At 66.1% G+C, this 18,660-nt stretch carries 18 protein-coding genes; 12 read left to right on the forward strand and 6 right to left on the reverse strand.

What is annotated here, in order from left to right:
* The 3 genes from trkA to C4S71_RS09975 form a co-directional block, all read left to right on the forward strand.
* Nucleotides 1-591, forward strand: a 591-nt coding sequence (gene trkA / locus C4S71_RS09965; RefSeq protein ID WP_103969048.1) for a Trk system potassium transporter TrkA, incomplete at its 5' end; no start/stop codon positions are given.
* Between the two features lie 43 nt (nt 592-634).
* Nucleotides 635-2,083 carry a TrkH family potassium uptake protein gene (locus tag C4S71_RS09970; protein WP_103969049.1) on the forward strand — a complete coding sequence of 483 codons (1,449 nt, stop codon included), beginning with the start codon at nt 635-637 and terminating at the stop codon, nt 2,081-2,083.
* 74 nt (nt 2,084-2,157) lie between these two features.
* Nucleotides 2,158-3,402: a TraB/GumN family protein gene (locus C4S71_RS09975; RefSeq protein ID WP_086508100.1), complete on the forward strand. Its 1,245-nt coding sequence runs from the start codon at nt 2,158-2,160 to the stop codon at nt 3,400-3,402.
* Here the strand turns inward: C4S71_RS09975 and C4S71_RS09980 are convergent.
* A complete protein-coding gene (locus C4S71_RS09980) occupies nt 3,399-3,854 on the reverse strand; it encodes a transcriptional regulator (RefSeq protein ID WP_103969050.1) in 456 nt (151 codons plus the stop codon). The genes C4S71_RS09975 and C4S71_RS09980 overlap by 4 nt on opposite strands.
* An 81-nt stretch (nt 3,855-3,935) precedes the next feature.
* On the opposite strand from C4S71_RS09980, the gene C4S71_RS09985 reads away from it, so the two are divergent.
* Complete coding sequence (locus tag C4S71_RS09985) at nt 3,936-5,468, forward strand: sensor domain-containing diguanylate cyclase (RefSeq protein WP_160113377.1); 1,533 nt, start codon at nt 3,936-3,938, stop codon at nt 5,466-5,468.
* Nucleotides 5,469-5,474: 6 nt separating this feature from the next.
* On the opposite strand, the gene C4S71_RS09990 is transcribed toward C4S71_RS09985, so the two are convergent.
* Genes C4S71_RS09990 through aceK form a run of 3 tightly spaced genes read right to left on the reverse strand, consistent with a single transcriptional unit; the run spans nt 5,475 to nt 8,856 of the window.
* On the reverse strand, nt 5,475-6,293 hold the full coding sequence (locus tag C4S71_RS09990; protein WP_103969109.1) for a tRNA-uridine aminocarboxypropyltransferase: 819 nt from the start codon (nt 6,291-6,293) through the stop codon (nt 5,475-5,477).
* Nucleotides 6,294-6,340: 47 nt separating this feature from the next.
* The gene (locus C4S71_RS09995) at nt 6,341-7,075 is read right to left on the reverse strand and encodes an SIR2 family NAD-dependent protein deacylase (protein WP_103969052.1); all 735 of its coding nucleotides are present in this window, start codon (nt 7,073-7,075) and stop codon (nt 6,341-6,343) included.
* Nucleotides 7,076-7,110: 35 nt separating this feature from the next.
* Entirely contained in the window at nt 7,111-8,856 is a 1,746-nt protein-coding gene (aceK, locus tag C4S71_RS10000) for a bifunctional isocitrate dehydrogenase kinase/phosphatase (protein ID WP_103969053.1), read from the reverse strand.
* 150 nt (nt 8,857-9,006) lie between these two features.
* Between aceK and C4S71_RS10005 the strand changes: the two genes are divergently transcribed.
* The 7 genes from C4S71_RS10005 to C4S71_RS10035 all read left to right on the forward strand — a co-directional run bounded on the left by C4S71_RS10005 (nt 9,007) and on the right by C4S71_RS10035 (nt 15,012).
* On the forward strand, nt 9,007-10,170 hold the full coding sequence (locus C4S71_RS10005) for a glycosyltransferase family 4 protein (protein ID WP_086508095.1): 1,164 nt from the start codon (nt 9,007-9,009) through the stop codon (nt 10,168-10,170).
* The gene (locus tag C4S71_RS10010; protein WP_103969054.1) at nt 10,142-10,684 is read left to right on the forward strand and encodes a phosphatase PAP2 family protein; all 543 of its coding nucleotides are present in this window, start codon (nt 10,142-10,144) and stop codon (nt 10,682-10,684) included. The genes C4S71_RS10005 and C4S71_RS10010 overlap by 29 nt, the downstream gene beginning before the upstream one ends.
* A 118-nt stretch (nt 10,685-10,802) precedes the next feature.
* A complete protein-coding gene (phnD, locus tag C4S71_RS10015) occupies nt 10,803-11,768 on the forward strand; it encodes a phosphate/phosphite/phosphonate ABC transporter substrate-binding protein (RefSeq protein ID WP_103969055.1) in 966 nt (321 codons plus the stop codon).
* A gap of 93 nt (nt 11,769-11,861) precedes the next feature.
* On the forward strand, nt 11,862-12,695 hold the full coding sequence (phnC, locus tag C4S71_RS10020) for a phosphonate ABC transporter ATP-binding protein (protein ID WP_086508092.1): 834 nt from the start codon (nt 11,862-11,864) through the stop codon (nt 12,693-12,695).
* Nucleotides 12,692-13,489 (forward strand): phosphonate ABC transporter, permease protein PhnE, encoded by a 798-nt coding sequence (gene phnE, locus C4S71_RS10025; RefSeq protein WP_103969056.1) that lies wholly within the window; start codon nt 12,692-12,694, stop codon nt 13,487-13,489. The genes phnC and phnE (C4S71_RS10025) overlap by 4 nt, the downstream gene beginning before the upstream one ends.
* A 52-nt stretch (nt 13,490-13,541) precedes the next feature.
* Nucleotides 13,542-14,357 carry a phosphonate ABC transporter, permease protein PhnE gene (gene phnE / locus C4S71_RS10030; RefSeq protein WP_103969057.1) on the forward strand — a complete coding sequence of 272 codons (816 nt, stop codon included), beginning with the start codon at nt 13,542-13,544 and terminating at the stop codon, nt 14,355-14,357.
* A gap of 22 nt (nt 14,358-14,379) precedes the next feature.
* Complete coding sequence (locus C4S71_RS10035; RefSeq protein WP_103969058.1) at nt 14,380-15,012, forward strand: histidine phosphatase family protein; 633 nt, start codon at nt 14,380-14,382, stop codon at nt 15,010-15,012.
* Nucleotides 15,013-15,018: 6 nt separating this feature from the next.
* Here C4S71_RS10035 and C4S71_RS10040 read toward each other — a convergent pair whose 3' ends face one another.
* Both C4S71_RS10040 and C4S71_RS10045 read right to left on the reverse strand, forming a co-directional pair.
* Nucleotides 15,019-16,251, reverse strand: a complete 1,233-nt coding sequence (locus C4S71_RS10040) for an MFS transporter (protein ID WP_103969059.1) — start codon at nt 16,249-16,251, stop codon at nt 15,019-15,021.
* A 112-nt stretch (nt 16,252-16,363) separates the two neighbouring features.
* Nucleotides 16,364-17,029: an SDR family oxidoreductase gene (locus C4S71_RS10045; protein WP_103969060.1), complete on the reverse strand. Its 666-nt coding sequence runs from the start codon at nt 17,027-17,029 to the stop codon at nt 16,364-16,366.
* A 176-nt stretch (nt 17,030-17,205) separates the two neighbouring features.
* Here C4S71_RS10045 and C4S71_RS10050 point away from each other — a divergent pair, with 176 nt between their 5' ends.
* The gene (locus tag C4S71_RS10050; protein WP_103969061.1) at nt 17,206-18,627 is read left to right on the forward strand and encodes a hypothetical protein; all 1,422 of its coding nucleotides are present in this window, start codon (nt 17,206-17,208) and stop codon (nt 18,625-18,627) included.
* Nucleotides 18,628-18,660 lie beyond the last annotated feature (33 nt).

The following is an 18,660-nucleotide window of genomic DNA, read 5'->3' on the forward strand; positions in this document are numbered from 1 at the left end:
GGCCTGGAGCGCTGCACGGTGCTCTCCGAACGCCTCAACCGCACCGTGGTGCTGCACGGCAGCGCCACCAACAAGCGCCTGCTGGAAGAGGAGAACATCGAGGAGTGCGACATCTTCTGCGCGCTGACCAACGACGACGAGGTCAACATCATGTCGTCGATGCTGGCCAAGCGCATGGGCGCCAAGAAGGTCCTCACGCTGATCAACAACGCCGCCTACGTCGACCTGGTGCAGGGCGGTGAGATCGACATCGCCATCTCGCCGCAGCAGGCCACCATCGGCAGCCTGCTGACCCACGTGCGCCGCGGCGACATCGTCAACGTGCACTCGCTGCGTCGCGGCGCCGCCGAGGCCATCGAGGCCATCGCCCACGGCGACACCCAGTCGTCGAAGGTAGTGGGCCGCGCCATCGGCGAGATCGACCTGCCCCGCGGCACCACCATCGGTGCCATCGTGCGCGGCAAGGAGGTGCTGATCGCCCACGACGACGTGGTGGTGGAGTCCGGCGACCACCTGATCCTGTTCGTGATCGACAAGCGCCGCATCCGCGACGTCGAGCGGCTGTTCCAGGTCGGGCTGACGTTCTTCTGATGGCTGGCCCGATGACACCCCGCGACGCAGGGAACGCCGCCCGATGAGCCTGCGAGTCATTCTTCGTATTCTCGGTCTGCTGCTGATGATGTTCAGCCTGACCATGCTGCCGCCGATCCTGATCTCGCTGCTGTTCGGCGACGGCCAGTGGGACGCCTTCATCATCGCCATCCTGATCACGGTGATGACCGGCCTGGTGATGTACCTGCCCAATCGCAGCGCGCGCAAGGAGCTGCGCATCCGCGACGGCTTCCTGATCGCGGCGCTGTTCTGGAGCGTGCTGGGGCTGTTCGGCTCGCTGCCGCTGATGCTCACCGGCGACGCCGCTCTCGCCCCCACCGACGCCGTGTTCGAATCCTTCTCGGGGCTGACCACCACCGGCGCCACGGTGATCACCGGCATCGAGTTCCTGCCCGAGTCGGTACTCTACTACCGCCAGCAGCTGCAGTGGCTGGGCGGCATGGGCATCGTGGTTCTCGCGGTGGCGATCCTGCCCACGCTGGGGGTCGGCGGCATGGCGCTCTACCGTACCGAGATCCCGGGACCGCTGAAGGACTCCAAGCTGACCCCGCGCATCACCGAAACGGCCAAGGCGCTGTGGTACATCTACGCCGCGCTGACGCTGACCTGCTTCCTGGCCTACATGGCCGCCGGCATGAACTGGTTCGATGCCCTGGGCCACAGCTTCTCCACCGTGGCCATCGGCGGTTTCTCCACCTACGACGCCAGCATCGGGTATTTCGACAGCGCGCTGATCGAGCTGATCTGCGTCTCCTTCCTGATCGTCTCGGCGATGAGCTTCAGCCTGCACTTCCTGGCCTGGCGCGGCAGGCAGCTCAGCCACTACCTGCACGACCCCGAGGCGCGCTTCCTGCTGCTGTTCCTGTCCGGGCTGATCGTCATCGCCGTGGTGTCGCTGTGGCTGACCGGCACCTACGACACCGAGCGCGGCCTGCGTCACGGCCTGTTCCAGGCAGTCTCCATCGCCACCACTGCCGGCTTCGGCGTGGCCGATTTCGCCGCCTGGCCGGGGGCGCTGCCGTTTTTGCTGTTCATGGCCGCCTTCGTCGGCGGCTGCTCCGGCTCCACCGGCGGCGGCATGAAGGTGATCCGTATCATCCTGATCCTGAAGCAGGGCATGCGCGAGGTGATGCGCCTGATCCACCCCAGCGCGGTGATCGCGGTAAAGGTAGGCAAGGTCAGCGTGCCCGACGGCATCGCCCAGGCGGTGTGGGGTTTCTTCTCGGCCTACCTGATGCTGTTCTTCCTGATGCTGGTGGGGGTGATGGCCACCGGCGTCGACCAGGTCACCGCCTGGTCGACGGTGGCCTCATGCCTGAACAACCTGGGCCCCGCGCTGGGTGAGGCGGCCGCTCACTACGGCGACCTGCCCACCGCGGCCAAATGGATCCTGGTGGTGGCGATGCTGCTCGGCCGCCTGGAGATCTTCACCGTGCTGGTGCTGTTCACCCCCGCCTTCTGGCGCAGGTAGACCCGGCGCCGGGTTTGGTTCGGGGCTCGGCTTCGTGGATAATCGGGGCTTCACTCCCTGCAACCCGAGCGTTCATGACCGACTCCCAGGATTCCGTGACCGACCCCCGCCAGGAAGGCGCCTTCAGCGGTCCCCATCGCGTCGTCGAGGTGGGAGGCACCCGCTATACCCTGCTGGGGACTGCACACGTCTCCGCCGAGAGCGCCGAAGACGTGCGCCGCATGATTCGCTCCGGCGAGTTCGACGCCGTGGCCATCGAGCTGTGCGACGCCCGCCACCACAACCTCAGCAATCCCGATGCGCTGGCCCAACAGGACCTGTTCGAGATCTTCCGTCAGGGCAAGGCGGGCATGGTGGCTGCCAATCTGGCGCTGGGCGCCTTCCAGCAGCGCGTGGCCGAGCAGTCCGGCATCGAGCCGGGCGCCGAGATGCGCGCCGCCCTGGATGAGGCCCGCGCTCTCGACCTGCCGCTGCTGCTGGTCGACCGCGACGTGGGCGTGACGCTAAAGCGCATCTATCACAACGTGCCCTGGTGGCAGCGCATGTCGCTGCTCACCGGCCTGCTCGGCAGCGTGATGTCGCGTCAGGAGGTCAAGCCGGAGGAGATCGAGAGGCTGAAGGAGGGCGACGTGCTGGAGTCCACCTTCAGCGAGTTCGCCACCGAATCGGAAGCGCTCTACACCCCGCTGATCACCGAGCGCGACCGCTACATGGTGCTGCGCCTGGCCGAGCAGGCCCCGCCCGGGCGCTACCGCAACGTGCTGGTGGTGATCGGCGCCGGGCACATGAAGGGCATGGTCGAACATCTCGAGGCCCCGCTGCCCGAGGCGCCGCAGGCGGAACGCGAAAGCCTGGAAGTCACCCCGCCGCCGTCGAAGATCTGGCGCGCCCTGCCCTGGCTGATCACGGCGCTGGTGCTGACCGGCTTCGCCATCGGCTTCTCGCGCAACACCGAGCTCGGCTGGCAGCTGGTCGGTGAATGGTTCCTGATCAACGGCGTGCTCTCGGGGCTCGCCACACTGATCGCCCTGGCCCACCCGGTCACGGTGGTGGCCACCATGTTCGCCGCCCCGCTGACCTCGCTCAACCCCACCATTGGCGCCGGCTTCGTCGCCGCCGGGGTCGAGCTGTGGCTGCGCAAGCCCAAGGTGCAGGACTTCTCGACCCTGCGCCACGACGTCACCGAGCTCAAGGGCTGGTGGCGCAACCGCGTTTCGCGCACCCTGCTGGTGTTCCTCTTCGCCACGCTGGGCTCCGCCGCCGGCACCTGGGTGGCGGGCTTCCGCATCGCCGGCGCGCTGATGGGTGGGCCGGCCTAGCCGGCGTCGCCTTCGCCGGGCTTTCGCTCCCGCCCTCTCTCAGCCCCCTCTTCGCCCGAGCCGGCTTCGTCGGCACGGGCGAAAGCCTCGATGACCTGCGCCACCACCTTGCGCTGCTCCACCGGCAGCGCCAGGTAGCGTTGCAGCACACGACGCTCTTCGGCGCCGACCGACGCCTCCCAGGCGCCGCGGGGCTCGCTCACCTGATAGCCGCCACGCTCGCCGAAGCGCAGCGTCTGCGGTTCGACCCCCAGCCACTCGGCCAGCACCTGCAGCTTTTCCTGCTGAGGCAGGGTTTCGCCGCACAGCCAACGCCGCACGCCTTGTAGCGTGACGGGCTTGCCCCAGTAGCGCAGATTGAACTCTCGTTCGAGCACGGCTGGGCGCGGTTCGTAGCCGGCGGCGCGCATGGCGGCGGCCAGACGCTCGGCAAAGGCGGTCTTTTCATTCATCGGGGGAATGTGCCGCGCTCGTCGGGTCCGCAGTTGAACCAATGGTTGATGCACTTCAACAACAAATGGTTTACTTTCTTCATGTCAGAGGCCCTCGTACGCCTGCCAACCATCCCGGATGGCCTGGCGCACCGCAGGGAGGACGGCAGCCATCCGCTGCCGGCGATACCACAGGGAACCTTCATGCCGGACTCGCTTGATAGGGAACTCGATGCGAGCATCTGCCCATCCGCACCCGTCGTTGGGGAGGCGGTACAACCGCATGGTTGTCTCATCGCTTTCGACAGCGATTGGCAGCGCGTGCACCTGGTGAGTGCCAACCTCTCGCGCTTCTTCGGCTCGTCGGCCAGCGAAGCGCTCGGCCGACGGCCGGAACAGGTGCTGGGGGCCGATATCGCGACGGTCCTGGCACGAACCTTGGCCGAGGGAGCCCCCGGCAGGGCGATCCCTTCGGGCCAAGCGGATGTGGCCTCGCGGCATCTCTATGTCTCCACACGTCTGGCCGGACGGTATGTCGTCCTGGAAGTGGAGCCCCTGGCGGCAGAAAGCCACGAGCTACCGGGGCTCGGTCATGCCTGGAGCACCCGCCTCGCCCGCGCCGGCAGCCTTCATGAGCTGCATGCCCACTTGCTGCGGGCACTCCAGGCCCTGACCGGCTTCGAATCCTGCACGCTGCATAGTCATGAGTATGGCGGAGGTAGCGCGCAGCGGGGCCGGGAAGGCATGCGTCTGGAGCCTTTCCCCAGCGCCGTGGAGCGTCGCATCGACCCCCCCTTGATGCTGGTCGACAACCAGGCGAAACCGGTCGAGCTGCTGGCGTCACCGGCAGCGCTGCCCGTTGCGCTGCCCTGCTCGCTGCGCCTGCCGCCGCCGAAGCTGGCAGGCTGGCTGCAAGGCCGGCAAGCGCGTGCGGCACTCATCCTCGCTCTGCATGGAGTGTCACCGGGCCAGAGCCTGGTGGTCTGCCGCGACCGGCGCCCCCGTCATCTCCCCCCGCCCCTGCGCCACCTGCTGCAACAGCTGGTTCAGCTGGCCGCGCTACGCGGAGCGCTGCTGCATGAGCAGCGCGAAACCAAGTACCGATACCGCCTGCTGCACGAGCGCAATACCAAGCTTCAGTGGCTGGCCTACACCGATCCGTTGACCCAGGTGGCGAACCGTCATCGCATCGAGCAGGTACTCGAGGCCGAGCTGGCCACGTCCAGCCGCAACGGCAGCTCCCTGACCCTGCTGCTGTTCGATGTCGACCACTTCAAATCGATCAACGACACCTATGGCCATGAAGTGGGCGACCGCGTCTTGCATCAGGTAGCACGGGTGGCCCAGACGCAGCTGCGCAAGAGTGATCACTTGGGCCGCTGGGGCGGCGAGGAGTTCATCGTCGTGGTGCCCGGCTGCGACCTGGCCCAGGCACAGGAACTGGCCTGGCGTCTGTGTCAGACACTTGCTCGGTCCGTCATCGCGCCGGTTGGCCAGGTCACGGCCAGCTTCGGCGTCGCCGTCAGCCAGCCCGGCGATACCTCGCGCAGGCTGGTTCAGCGCGCCGACCGCACCATGTATCGCGCCAAACGGGCGGGGCGTGCCTGTGTCAGGACCCAGGAGCTCGAAGAATGATGCGCGTCACTCACCCCGGCACGCCAGCAGTCGCCGCATGGCCGGAGTCGGCTGTTCGAGTTTCTCGTAGCGCCGGCTGGCGTCGTAGCTGACATTGAAAGCGTCGAAATAGTCGTCCAGCACCTGGGCTGCGCGCTCATCGCCACTCTGCCGCAACAGCTCGGCGGCCACCTCGGCGGTGCACAGGTGAGCCTGGGAAGCGGGCTTGCGCAAACGGTAGCGCGTCAGCCGCGTCGTCGCCAGGGGCAGCACCGGCAGGCGATCGAGATAGGGGCTCTTGCGGAAGATCCGCCGCGCCTGACGCCAGGTGCCGTCCAGCAGGATGAAAACCGGCGTTTTGCCGCCGGCCTTGACCTCGTCGACTGCGCCCATGCCCACCACGCGATCGGCGTAGTCCGGCTGGTCGTTGGGGAAGATCACGAAGGGCGCGAAGCGCGGATCGTCAAGCAACGTCAGCAGGCGCTCGTTCGGCGCCGTGCGATACCAGGTGAAGACCTCGGTATCCGGCAGCACATCGCCGATCAGGCGCCCGGTATTGGTCGGCTTGAGATGCTCCAGCGGATGCGTGATCAGCCAGACCCGCGCCTCGCTCTCGGCGCTGACCCGGTAAGGACAGAGACAATTGAGCACCGGCAGGTTGCAGCCGGGGCAGCGCTCGGTGAAGCTGCCGCGCGCCTTGAACTCACGCCGCGGCGGGCGGGGATGACCGGTTGCGGGGTCATGCGCCAGCCCGGTGTCGGGGGCTTGAGCCAGCCCGGTATCAGGGGCTTGAGCCAGCCCGGTATCGGGGTAGGCAAGGGCAGCCTGGCCAGTCTCATCCAGCATCATCACGTATCCAGGGGCAGCGGGTGCGGCATTCTAGCATCCTGAGCTCACCCCAGCAGGGTTTCCGGCACCCATAATCGCCCCTCGCGCCGCCAGTAACGTACCAGTTCCGGCACCCCCTTGCCGGCGGGCTGGCTGATGCGAAACACACCCGGCGGCGCCAGCGCCGCGGCCTCGGGGTCGACCAGCACGCTGGGCGCGTCGAGCGGCGTATGTTCGAGCAGCGAGGCTGCCGGCATCACCGCCAGCGAAGTGCCCACCACCAACAGCATGTCCGCCTCGGCGACGATCTCGCAGGCCTCGCCGAAGTGCGGCACGCTCTCGCCGAACCACACCACGTCGGGGCGCAGCTGGCTGCCCTTGTCGCAGATGTCGCCCAGCTCGATCCCGCCGCGGGGCAGCGGATACTGCATGCGCGCATCCACCGTGGAGCGCGCCTTGAGGATCTCGCCGTGCAGGTGCAGCACGTTGCGCGAACCGGCGCGCTCGTGCAGGTCGTCGATGTTCTGGGTGATGATGCTGACGCGAAAGCCCTGGCGCTCCAGCTCCGCCAGCGCCTTGTGCGCGGCGTTGGGACGCGCCCGACGCACCTGCTCGCGGCGCAAGTTGTAGAAGTTCAGCACGCGCGCCGGATCTCGCCGCCAGGCCTGCGGCGTGGCGACCTCCTCGATGGGGTGTTCGGCCCACAGGCCATCGCCGGCGCGAAAGGTCTGGATGCCGCTCTCGGCACTGATGCCCGAGCCGGTGAAGACCACCAGGTGGGGCTGCCTCGGGTCTGCCATGTCTCTCCTCGGTTCAAGGCGCCGCCGGAGCACGTTCAATAAACCAGACCGTTCTCCTCGCTGGCGCTGAAGCGCTGCTTGTTGCGATAGGGGTAGACGTCGATCACCCGCCCATCGAGGATCGCCTGCTGCACGCTCTTCCAGTAGTCGGCATCGAACAGCTCGGGGTGGAGCTGGTAGAAGAGCTTGCGCAGCTTGAGGTCGGCAAACAGGAACGGTCCGAACTCCTCGGGGAAAATATCATTCGGCCCCACCGAATACCAAGGTTCGCTGGAGAGCTCCTGCTCCGGATACATCGGCTCGGGAATGTGGCGGAAGTTGCACTCGGTGAGATAGCACACCTCGTCGTAGTCGTAGAAGATCACCCGGCCATGGCGGGTCACGCCGAAGTTCTTCAGCAGCATGTCGCCGGGGAAGATATTGGCCGCCGCCATCTGCTTGATGGCGTTGCCGTAGTCCTTGAGCACCGCGTGGGTCTCCGCTTCGCTGCACTGCTCCAGGTAGAGGTTGAGCGGCGTCATCATGCGCTCGGTGTAGCAGTGCTTGATGATCACCTTGTCGCCCCTGAGCTGCACGGTGGAAGGCGCCACCTCGAGCAGATGCTCGAGGCACTCCGGGGAAAAGTGATCCTTGCGTGCGATGAAGTTGGAGAACTCCTGGGTGTCGGCCATGCGCCCGACCCGGTCGTGACGCTTCACCAGCCGGTACTTCTCGCGTACGGTGTCGCGGCTCATCTCCTTGGAGGGGTCGAAGCGGTCCTTGATGATCTTGAACACGGTACGAAACGAGGGCAGCACGAATACCGCCATGACCATGCCACGTACGCCCGGCGCGATGATGAACTTGTCCTCACGTCTCGCCACCTGGCGGTTCAGAGCACGGAAGAACTCGGTCTTGCCGTGCTTGAAGAAGCCGATGGCGGAATAGAGCTCGCCCGCAGGCTTGTCGTGCATCAGCTGCTGCAGGTAGTCGACGAACTCCCCCGGTACCTGCACCTCCACCTGGAAGTAGGCGCGGGTGAAGGAGAAGATGATCGAGACTTCGTCCGACTCGATCAGCACGGTATCGAGATGCAGCCCTTCCCCCTGCTCGTGCAGGATCGGCAGCACCAGCGGCACCTGGGCGCCGTCGCCGTGAATCCGCCCCACCAGATAGGCGCCCTTGTTGCGATAGAACACGCTCTTGAGCAGCTCGATCTCGGCGTCCGGCGCGTCGAGAAGGACCTGGGGCAGATGCCCGCTCAGGAACTCGCCTCCCAGGCGCACGTCACGCTCCAGGTCCTCGAAGGGGGTCTCGAACGGTGCTTCGGCGAGCGCCCAGCGGATTGCCGCCGCCCAGTCGCCGTTCACCCGCAGGCGACGACACGGCTCCAGCCCCGAGTGGTGGGCCGCCGCATCCCGCGAGCTGTAGACGAACATCCAGTCGTTGCGGATGTGGCGGTGATGGAAGATCGAGCAGAACAGCGAATTGAAGTAGGTCTCGGCCAACTCGTAGTCGAGCCGCTCGCTGATCATCTCGGCGTAGTGGGTGCGCGCCTCGCGCCAGCACTCGCAGTGGGTCAGGTCATCCTCGTCCAGCGCGCGCTTCAGCCGCCCCAGGGTCTCGCCGACCTTCTCCTCGTAGAGGTTGATACGCTCGGCCGAGGCCTGCTGAGCCTCACGCCAGGCAGCATCGCGAAAGCGCCGGCTGGCATCGGCGGTGATCTCCTTGAAGCGGGTACGGTACTCGTCGAAGCCGTGCAGGATGGTCGCGGCGAGGCGATAGGCGGGGGAATGCTTCATGGCAGACTCCGAGCGACGTTACTCGACAGCTTCGCCAATTCTCGTCCGGGATGCGAGCCGACCATGGTCACACTTTCATCACCGTGCTGTCGTCCGGTCGTCATCCTTGGTTGCCATCCTCGCTGTCATGCTCACGGCTACGAGGATGCCATGCGAATCTGTCTTGTCAGTGAGACCTGGGCACCGGAGATCAACGGCGTCGCCCACACCCTGATGCAGCTGAGTCGCGAGCTGCGGGAGCGCGGCATGGCGCTGCAGCTCATCCGCCCGCAGCCGGCAAACGGTAGCGCTTCAGAGCCCACCCCGGGGATGCAGGCCGAGCTGCAGGTGCGTGGCATGGCGATCCCCGGCTACCGCGCCGTGCGTATCGGCCTACCGGCCGGCCGTCGTATCCAGCACCTGTGGCAGAAGCAGCGTCCCGATGTCGTCTACTTGGCTACCCAGGGTCCGCTGGGCTGGTCGGCGCGGCGTGTGGCCAAACGCCTGGGCATTCCGCTGGTAGCCGGCTGGCACACCAACTTCGACCACTATTGCGTCGATTACGGCGCACCCTGGCTCGCGCCGCTGCTGATACGCGGGCTGCGCCATTTTCACAACGGCTGTCAGGCCACTCTGGTGCCTACCCGACAGCAAGCGGACGATCTGAGCAGACAAGGCTTCGAGCGCCTGGAAGTGATGGGGCGCGGCATCGACCAGGCGTGCTTCTCACCCAGGCTGCGCTGCGCCGAGCTGCGCCGCAGCTGGGGCGTCGACGAACACAGCCCGGTGGTACTGCATGTCGGCCGGCTGGCGGCAGAGAAGAACCTCACCCTGCTGCGTGAAACGCTTCACGTCATGCGCAACACTCGCCCCGACATGGCGCAGGTGGTCGTCGGCGACGGTCCGGCCCGGCGCTCTCTGGAGAAGGCACTTCCGGAGGTGCATTTTACCGGCTTCATCTCGCCGGAAGCGCTGGCTCGTCACTACGCCAGTGCCGATATCTTCCTGTTCCCCTCGCTCTCCGAGACCTGGGGCAACGTGGTACCGGAAGCCATGGCCAGCGGCCTGGCCGTGGTGGCCTATCGCCATGCCGCCGCCGCCGAGTTGATCGACAGCGGCGTCAATGGCGTGACGGTACCCGCCGGTAACGCCGAAGCGTTTCGTGATGCCGCCGTGGCGCTGTGCCAGCAGCCTGCCCGCTACGCCCAGATGGGCCGTGCTGCGCAATTGCGCAGCCAGGTCTGTCGCTGGCCAGCCATTGCCGACAAGTTCCTGTCCGTCTTAGAACAGGCCCTGGAGATAGACCATGAAACCACGCGCCCCTGCCGTATTTGATCGCCTCGACCTGTTGGAGTGGCGGCTGTGTCAGCGCTTCGCCAACCTCAGTCTGTATACCCCTTGGCTGGCCACCCTGCGTCTGGCCAGCCGCCTGGGCGACTGGCCGGTCTGGGTGGCATTGATCGCCGCCCAACCATGGCTGCAGCCCCAGGCGGGACTCGCCTTTTTCCTGCAGTATGCCGTGACCGGGCTCGTCGCCATCCTGATCTATCGCCTGATCAAGACGCGCCTGTGCCGGGAGCGCCCCTTCATCACCTTCGTCAATCTGATCCAGTGCGGCGAGCCGGCCCGCGACCGCTACAGCTTTCCCAGCGGGCACACCATGCATGCGGTGATGTTCTGCGTGATGACGGCGGCCCATGCGCCCTGGCTGCTGCCGCTGCTGGTACCGCTGGCATTGTTGATCGCCCTATCGCGGGTCGGCCTGGGCCTGCACTACTTCAGCGACGTCGCCGCCGGCGCCGCCATCGGCTATGCCTTCGGCCTGACGAGCCTCTACCTGGCGGGTTGAGGCCGCATCACGAGGACGTCACCCAACCGTAACGCGATGGACCGCAAGTCGTAATGCCAAGACAGCAGGATGGCAGCCGTAACTTTCCGCTACCGTCTCGCAACACAGGTGAACGATCATGCAGACCACGCGTTTCACACCCCTCCTGCTGAGCACCACCATCGCCGGCATCCTGGCCGCAACCGCCCTGCAGGCCAGCGCCGACCTCTCCTCGCGCTACACCGATGTCGAAGGCGACATGATCGCCGACATTCCGAGCGACGAATCCCAGTGGGTCGACCCCAGCACCCTGGTGTTCGCCTACACCCCTGTGGAAGACCCGGCAGTCTATGCCGACGTGTGGGCAGACTTCCTCGACCATCTGGGCGAAGCGACCGGCAAGCGCGTGCAGTTCTTCCCAGTTCAGTCCAACGCCGCCCAGCAGGAGGCGCTGCGTGCCGGCCGCCTGCACGTGGCTGGCTTCAACACTGGCGGCGTGCCGGTGGCGGTGAACTGCGGTGGCTTCCGCCCCTTCGCCATCATGGCCGCCGAGGACGGTAGCTACGGCTACGAGATGGAGATCATCACCCACCCGGACAGCGGCATCGAAAGCATGGAGGATCTGGCCGGTCGCCAGTTGGCGTTCACCTCGCCCACCTCCAATTCCGGCTTCCGCGCCCCCTCGGCGCTGCTGCGCAGCGAGTACGGACTGGAAGCCGACGAAGACTTCGAAACCGCCTTCTCCGGCTCGCATGACAACTCCATCCTCGGCGTGATCAACCGTGACTACGATGCCGCCGCCATCGCCAACTCGGTGGCTCACCGAATGCTGGCCCGCGGCGTGATCAACGAAGGCGACTACGAGGTCATCTACACCTCCGAGACCTTCCCCACCACCGCCTACGGCATTGCCCACAACCTGAAGCCGGAACTCCAGGAGCAGATCCAGGAAGCCTTCTTCAGCTACGACTGGTCCGGCACGCCGCTGGAGGCCGAGTTCGCCAACTCCGGGGAAGCCCAGTTCATTCCCATTACCTATGAAGAGCACTGGTCGGTGATCCGCACCATCGCCGACGCCAATGGCGTCACTTACGACTGCGACTGATGCGGGAACGGCTGCGAACCGCAGCCTGACACCACAAGAGGAGCCGGGGAAACGCCCCGGCTGCTCCGTGCATGCAAGAAGGGAGCTGCAACCATGCTGACTCTATCCCAGGTCACCAAGCGCTACCCCACCGGGGACCGTGCTCTGACCGACATCGACCTGAACCTGCCGCGCGGTCAGGTCATGGCACTGATCGGCCCCTCCGGGGCCGGCAAGAGTACGCTGATTCGCTGCGTCAACCGTCTGGTGGAGCCCACCAGCGGCAGCATCCGCCTGGAAGACACCGAACTGACCCGCCTCTCCGGCGCGGCGCTGCGCCGAGCACGACGTTCCATGGCCATGATCTTCCAGGAGTACGCTCTGGTGGATCGCCTCACGGTGATGGAGAACGTACTCTCGGGACGGCTCGGCTACGTCGGCTTCTGGCGCAGCTTCACGCGTCGCTACCCGCAGGAAGACATTGCCGAAGCCTTCCGCCTGCTCGACCGGGTCGGCCTGACGCATGCCATGGACAAGCGTGCCGACGCGCTCTCCGGCGGCCAGCGCCAGCGGGTGGGCATCGCCCGGGCATTGATACAGAGCCCGCGCCTGCTGCTGGTGGACGAGCCCACTGCGAGCCTCGACCCCAAGACCTCACGTCAGATCATGCGCCTGATCCGCGAACTGTGCGCCGAGCGTGAGCTGGCCGCCATCATCAACATCCACGATGTGGCCCTGGCCCAGCAGTTCGCCGACCGCATCGTCGGCCTGCGCGCCGGCCAGATCGTCTTCGACGGCAAGCCCGGCGAACTGGATGCCGACACCCTCACCACCATCTATGGCGAGGAGGAGTGGGATACCCGAGTTCAGGACGACATCGGCGAGAGCACACCACCGCGTGAGGTACCGGCTTCCCGACTCATGCTGGCCAGTGGTGGCGCCTCATGAGCCGCCAGGCAAAGGCCCAGGCAGGCCAGTGGCGACGGCTGCCGCTGATCGAAAATCCCAGACTGCGCTGGGGGCTGGTTCTCGGTCTCGCCGTTTACCTGGTGCTCGCGTTGGCCTCGGTGGAGGTCAACTGGACTCGGGTCGCCGAGGGCGCCGGTCGCGGGCTGAACTTCCTGGCCGCTTTCACCCAGCCTGATTTCGTCAGCCGCCGCGGCGACATCATCAATGGCATTCTCGAGAGCCTGACCATGACCGTCACCTCGACGGTGATCGGCGTGGCCCTGTCGATCCCGGTGGGGCTGGGCGCAGCGCGCAACATCGCACCCTGGCCCATCTACTACCTGTGCCGCGGCATCATCACCGTGTCGCGTACCTTCCAGGAGATCATTATCGCCATTCTGTTTGTGGTGATGTTCGGCTTCGGCCCCCTGGCCGGCATGATCACGCTGGCCTTCGCCACCATCGGTTTCATGGCCGAGGACATCGAGGATCTGGACTGGCGTCAGGTCGAGGCGGTCCGCGCCACCGGGGCCAACTGGTGGCAAACCATGAACCACGCCGTACAGCCCCAGGTGATGCCGCGCTTGATCGGGCTCTCGATGTACCGCCTGGACATCAACTTCCGCGAATCGGCGGTGATCGGCATCGTCGGGGCGGGCGGCATCGGCGCCACCCTCAACACCTCGATCAGCCGCTACGAGTACGACACCTCGGCGGCAATACTCTTGATCATCATCGCCATCGTGCTGCTGTGTGAGTACTCCTCGAGCCATATCCGCCGCTGGACCCAATGATGCGATGGCGGTGTGCGCGCCGCCCATTGTCTTTGTCTGAAAGGATTGACACATGCCCGTTTCGACGACTCCGCAGGGCACGCCGAGCTGGCGCCTGCACACCACCCGCACCCAATGGCTGCAATATCTCGGCTGGCTGGCCGGCGCCTGCCTCTTCCTGCTGTGCTGGAAGGTGATCTCCGACAACACCATGTGGGTCTTCGTCGAGGACGCCGGCCGTCAGGGCAGCGATCTCATCAGCCGCATGCTGCCGCCTCAGTGGAGCTACGCCCACCGGCTGTGGGGGCCGATGTGGGATACCCTCAACATCGCCACCCTGGGTACGCTGCTGGGTATCGCCATGGCCTTCCCGGTGGCCTTCCTGGCGGCCCGTAACACCTCGCCGCACCCGCTGGTGCGCAGCGCCGCCTTGCTGATCATCGTCTCGTCGCGCTCCATCAACTCGCTGATCTGGGCCATGTTGCTGGTGACCATCCTCGGCCCGGGCGTGCTGGCCGGTATCATCGCCATCGCTCTGCGCTCCATCGGTTTCATCGGCAAGCTGCTTTACGAGGCCATCGAGGAGATCCACCCCACCCCGGTCGAGGCGATCAGCACTACCGGCGCCGGACGCATGCAGGTGATGGGCTACGGCGTGCTGCCCCAGGTCATGCCCGCCTTTGCCGGCATCAGTGTCTATCGTTGGGACATCAACATCCGGGAATCCACGGTACTGGGGCTGGTGGGCGCAGGCGGCATCGGCCTGCAACTCAACGCCGCGATCAACAGCCTGGCCTGGAATCAGGTCAGCGTCATCTTCGTGATGATCTTCGTCACCGTGCTAGCCTCGGAGTGGATCTCCGCCCGGGTGCGCCACGCCATCATCTGACCGCCGCGACAGGAAACCGACCATGCGCTTTACCAATGCCGAGGTGATCATCCTCGACCTGATCCGTCACGGTGAGCCGGTGGGTGGCCGCATGCTGCGCGGCACTACCGACCATCCGTTGAGCGAACTGGGCTGGCAGCAGATGCAGACCGCCATCAACGACCTGCTGATCGATGGAAATCCGCCGTGGGACGCCATCGTTAGCTCGCCGCTCTCGCGCTGTCGTGAGTTCTCCCTATGGCTGGGTGAGCAACACGACCTGCCGGTGACGATAGAGCCAGCACTCGCTGAGATGAACCTTGGAGCTTGGGAGGGTAAGACCCACGCCGAAGTGCGCGCCTTTGAAAAGGACACGGATCGCCAGGCCGCCCTGTGGACCGACCCCAGCCGAACGTCGCCGCCCGGCGGAGAGAGCGTCGAAGCTTTCGACAAGCGCGTGGGCGCGGCCTGGCAGGGGCTGCTGGAAGCGCCATCCGGCAGCCACTTGCTGGTAGTCTGCCATCTGTTCGTGACCAATGCCGTGCTGCGCCAGGTACTCGAGCAGCCGCTCTCGCGCATCCTGGCCTTCGACTTGCCCTATGCCGCGACCTGCCGCATCCGCCATGAGCGCCATGCGCTGGGTGAGACCAGCCTGGTGGAGTGGATCGGGAGGTAACGCTCGTCAGCCATCGCCGGACACCTCCCTGCTGCTGCGCACGCAGCGCAGCAGACAGAACACCGCCAGCGCGCCTGTCACCGTCGGCAGCAGGAACCCGACGGCGTAACTGTCGCTCAGCCAGACGATCAGGCTGAACAGTGCCGGGCCCACCAGCACTCCCATGTAGGTCAGCACCAGAACCGCGGCGGTGGCCTCGCCCACCTCTCCCGGCTCGCAGCGCCGCGCCACCTCGGCCAGGTAGACCCCGTTCCAGCCCACGGCGGTGGCACCGGCAATCACCAACAGGGCAACGGTCAGCCAAGTAGGCAACCCACCGCTCAATAGCGCCAGCAGCAGAAACACCAGAGCGATGGCACCCGCCAGGCCGAACAGCACGGGCAGGCTGGCGCCCAGCCGATCCGCCAGGGCGCCCCAGGCCAGGCGTCCGGTTACCCCGGCCACGTGCACCATCGAGACGACGGCACCCGCAGCCACCAGGGTCAGCAACAGCTCCTCCACCATGTAGGCCACCGCAAAGCTGAGCAGCGAGAGCTGTGCCGCCGACAGGCAGAAGCCGGCGGCACCCAGCCACAGCATGGCCCGGGAGCGGTGAAGCACGGTCAGGCTTCCGCCGCCCTGCATGCGCACGCTGGCATCCCGCGTCGCGTCCCAGAAGGCGCGCCGCAGCTGCAGCAGCAACAAGGTGAAAAGGCAGGCGGTGCCCACCGCCAGGAAGGCCGCCTGCCAGTTCCAGATGGCCGCCAGCGGCGGTGCCATCAGGCCGGCCAGCACACCGCCCAAGGGCACGCCGGTCTGCTTGATGGAGTAGACCAGGTTGCGTCGCTCGGCGGGGGTGAAGCGGGTCAACAGCTCCGCCGCCGCGGGACTGGTCAGGCCATAGGCCAGGCCTAGCAGCAGCGTCGTGGCCAGCAGCGCCAGCGGCGTGCCGAGCAGCGCCATCAGGCAGCCCGCCATCACCAGCGCCATCGCCAGTTGGCTGGCCCGGCAGCCGCCCAGGCGCCGCGCCACCACCGCCGACTGCAGCGAGGCCAGCATCGCCACGCCATACAGCAGGCTGACCTGAAGCCCGACCAGATTGGTGGCTACCCCAAAAGCTGCCGCGATCTGGGGCGCCAGGGTAGGCACCAGCAGCATGCCGCCACTGCACAGCACCTGTACCCAGGTCGTTGCCGCCAGCACCCACCAGCCCTCCGCTCGGGAAGTGACAGGCATCGCTGTGGATGGCGGGGTTGGCATGGAACGGCTCCGGCAGCGGCATGGAAAACCGTTAGCCTACACACAAATTTTCCACTTTAGCCAACGTTATTGACGAAGACTGCCTTCGTCGTGCCAACCGTTCGACGCCCGACTACCAGGGCAGCGCCTCGCCGTTGCTGTGCCAGAAACCGCCGCTGTTCTCCAGCGTCAAGGCCTCGATGCGCGCGGCGATACCGGCTGCCGCCTCCTCGGGAGTTATCAGCCCGCCGAAATTGACCATGCGGGTCTGCACGTAGCCCGGGTGCAGCTGAGCCACGGCAATGCCGCGGGGTTTGAGATCCATGGCCAGCGACTTGCCGAAGGCGTTGAGCGCCGCCTTGGAAGCCCGGTAGCCGTAGCGACCGCCGGAGTCATTGTCGGCGATCGAGCCCATGCGACTGGTGACGTTGGCCACCTTGCTGCCCGCACCGAGATTGTCGAGCAGCGCTTCGGTCACCCGCAGCGGAGCGTAGGCGTTGACTTCCATCTGCTGGCGAATGGTGTCGAAATCGAGCGAGCCCAGCGACTCGTCGCACAGCAGACCGGCGTTGTTGATCAGCAGGTCCAGACGCTGTCCCGCCAGCGCCTCGGCCAGCCGTGCGACGTCCTCGGTGCGGGTCACGTCTACCCCGTCGATGACCCGATCGGCCACCTCATCGAGCTCCGGCGAGGTGCCGCGGCAGACACCATACACTCGCCAGCCCGCCTTCTTGTAATGGCGCGCCAGCGCCAGGCCAATGCCGCGATTGGCACCGGTAATCAGAACCGTGGAAGACATCCCGACTCCTCTTCGTTGCATGCTGTGATGACGCCACCAGTGTGGTCGCCGCCTGGCGAAGTGCAAGCGCCGATTCGGCACATATCCCTCAACGCAGACCCGACATATAATGGTTACGCAATGTAACCCCTGGCGGGCCCTCTCACCGATGCTTGCCATCGAACAAGGACGCTTTCATGGCCAATCGCGCCTCCACCACCACTCTTGCCGCCCTGGGCGGCGCCGCCATCGGCTTGATCGTCGGCTGGCAAGTACCGAGTAGTTCGACCGCTCCCGTTCCGGCCATCGAACAGGCCGTAGCGGACGCTACCGTTTCCACGCCGACCTTGCAGCTTGGCGAACGGCTGCGCAGCGAGATCACTTCGTCCAGCGAACTGAACGGCAAGGATGGCAGCCGCTTCGAGCGTTTCCACCTGCCGCTCGAAGAGGGAACCCTGATCGAGATCGAGCTGGGTGGCCCTCTGCACGGCACGCTCACGCTCTATGATGCCGAGCTGCAGTTGCTCGCCAGCAGTGCGGGCCCCATGTATTACGACGCCTCGACGGCCGCTTCCCTGCGACGTCGGATCGACGAGGGCGGCGAATACGTGGTGGTGGTCAGCGGTCAGGACATGCACAGCTACGGCCCCTTCACCCTCACCACTCGGGAGATGGAGCTGACGACCAGCGACACGCTGGCCATGCCCACCCGCGCCGACGGCTGGCTGCAGGACGGCGGAGATACCTACAGCGTGACCATCGAGGAGAGCGGCCTCTATCAGTTCGAGATGCGCTCCAGCGACGTGGATGCCTACCTGGTGCTCGAAGGTCCCAATGGTTATCGCCGCGAGGACGACGACAGCGCCGGCAACCTGGATGCCCGCATTGCCGACTTCCTCGAGCCCGGGGAGTATCGTCTCACCGCCCGCAGCGCCTACGGCCAGGACAGCGGCCTCTACACCCTGGAGCTGGGCCTTCATGAGCTGGCCAGCGACGAGACCCTGCGCAACAGCGGCGCGCTGGCGATCGGCGAGCCGCTGTTTGGCTGGTTCAGCGGTAACGGCCTGGAGTACCGGCTTACGCTCGAGGCTCCCGCCATGGTGACGTTGGACATGCTCTCCGCCGACTTCGATGCCTTTCTGGAGCTGTATGGCGAAGGGGTCTCCGCCAGCGACGACGATGGCGGCGAAGGGCTGAACGCGCGCCTGGTCCGCTCGCTGGAAGCCGGCGAGTACACCGTACTGGCTCGCAGCCACAGCGGCCAGGGCAGCGGCCTGTTCGAGCTGCGTGCCGCCGCCATCGCCCTCGACGAACTCGCCAGCGAAGGGCAACTGGAGAGTGGCCGTGCGCTGCAGGCGTGGCTGGAGCCGGGGGCACGCAACGTCTATGAAATCGTGATCGAGGAGGTCGGCCAGTATCGCCTGGACCTGCTTTCCGACGACTTCGACGCCTATCTCGAACTCGAAGGAGAAGGGCTTTTCCTCAGCGACGATGACGGCGGCGATGGGATGAACTCGCGCATCGTCACGCACCTTGAGGCGGGCACCTACCGCGCCACTGCCCGTTCCTACGGCAACAGCGAGAGCGGAAGCTTCACCCTCTCGCTCAGCGCTGAATAACGCAACAGCCGGCCTCGCGTGTCGTGGGGCCGG

Source organism: Billgrantia desiderata, assembly GCF_900108215.1.
GTDB lineage: Bacteria > Pseudomonadota > Gammaproteobacteria > Pseudomonadales > Halomonadaceae > Halomonas > Halomonas desiderata.

Coding starts and splice junctions, on each gene's coding strand:
- C4S71_RS10045 (WP_103969060.1), bottom strand. CDS start 17,029: ATGTCTTCCACGGTTCTGATTACCGGTGCCAATCGCGGCATTGGCCTG.
- C4S71_RS09985 (WP_160113377.1), top strand. CDS start 3,936: ATGTCAGAGGCCCTCGTACGCCTGCCAACCATCCCGGATGGCCTGGCG.
- C4S71_RS09975 (WP_086508100.1), top strand. CDS start 2,158: ATGACCGACTCCCAGGATTCCGTGACCGACCCCCGCCAGGAAGGCGCC.
- phnE (WP_103969056.1), top strand. CDS start 12,692: ATGAGCCGCCAGGCAAAGGCCCAGGCAGGCCAGTGGCGACGGCTGCCG.
- C4S71_RS09990 (WP_103969109.1), bottom strand. CDS start 6,293: ATGCTGGATGAGACTGGCCAGGCTGCCCTTGCCTACCCCGATACCGGG.
- aceK (WP_103969053.1), bottom strand. CDS start 8,856: ATGAAGCATTCCCCCGCCTATCGCCTCGCCGCGACCATCCTGCACGGC.
- phnC (WP_086508092.1), top strand. CDS start 11,862: ATGCTGACTCTATCCCAGGTCACCAAGCGCTACCCCACCGGGGACCGT.
- C4S71_RS10005 (WP_086508095.1), top strand. CDS start 9,007: ATGCGAATCTGTCTTGTCAGTGAGACCTGGGCACCGGAGATCAACGGC.
- C4S71_RS09970 (WP_103969049.1), top strand. CDS start 635: ATGAGCCTGCGAGTCATTCTTCGTATTCTCGGTCTGCTGCTGATGATG.
- C4S71_RS09980 (WP_103969050.1), bottom strand. CDS start 3,854: ATGAATGAAAAGACCGCCTTTGCCGAGCGTCTGGCCGCCGCCATGCGC.
- C4S71_RS10035 (WP_103969058.1), top strand. CDS start 14,380: ATGCGCTTTACCAATGCCGAGGTGATCATCCTCGACCTGATCCGTCAC.
- C4S71_RS10040 (WP_103969059.1), bottom strand. CDS start 16,251: ATGCCAACCCCGCCATCCACAGCGATGCCTGTCACTTCCCGAGCGGAG.
- C4S71_RS09995 (WP_103969052.1), bottom strand. CDS start 7,075: ATGGCAGACCCGAGGCAGCCCCACCTGGTGGTCTTCACCGGCTCGGGC.
- C4S71_RS10010 (WP_103969054.1), top strand. CDS start 10,142: ATGAAACCACGCGCCCCTGCCGTATTTGATCGCCTCGACCTGTTGGAG.
- C4S71_RS10050 (WP_103969061.1), top strand. CDS start 17,206: ATGGCCAATCGCGCCTCCACCACCACTCTTGCCGCCCTGGGCGGCGCC.
- phnD (WP_103969055.1), top strand. CDS start 10,803: ATGCAGACCACGCGTTTCACACCCCTCCTGCTGAGCACCACCATCGCC.
- phnE (WP_103969057.1), top strand. CDS start 13,542: ATGCCCGTTTCGACGACTCCGCAGGGCACGCCGAGCTGGCGCCTGCAC.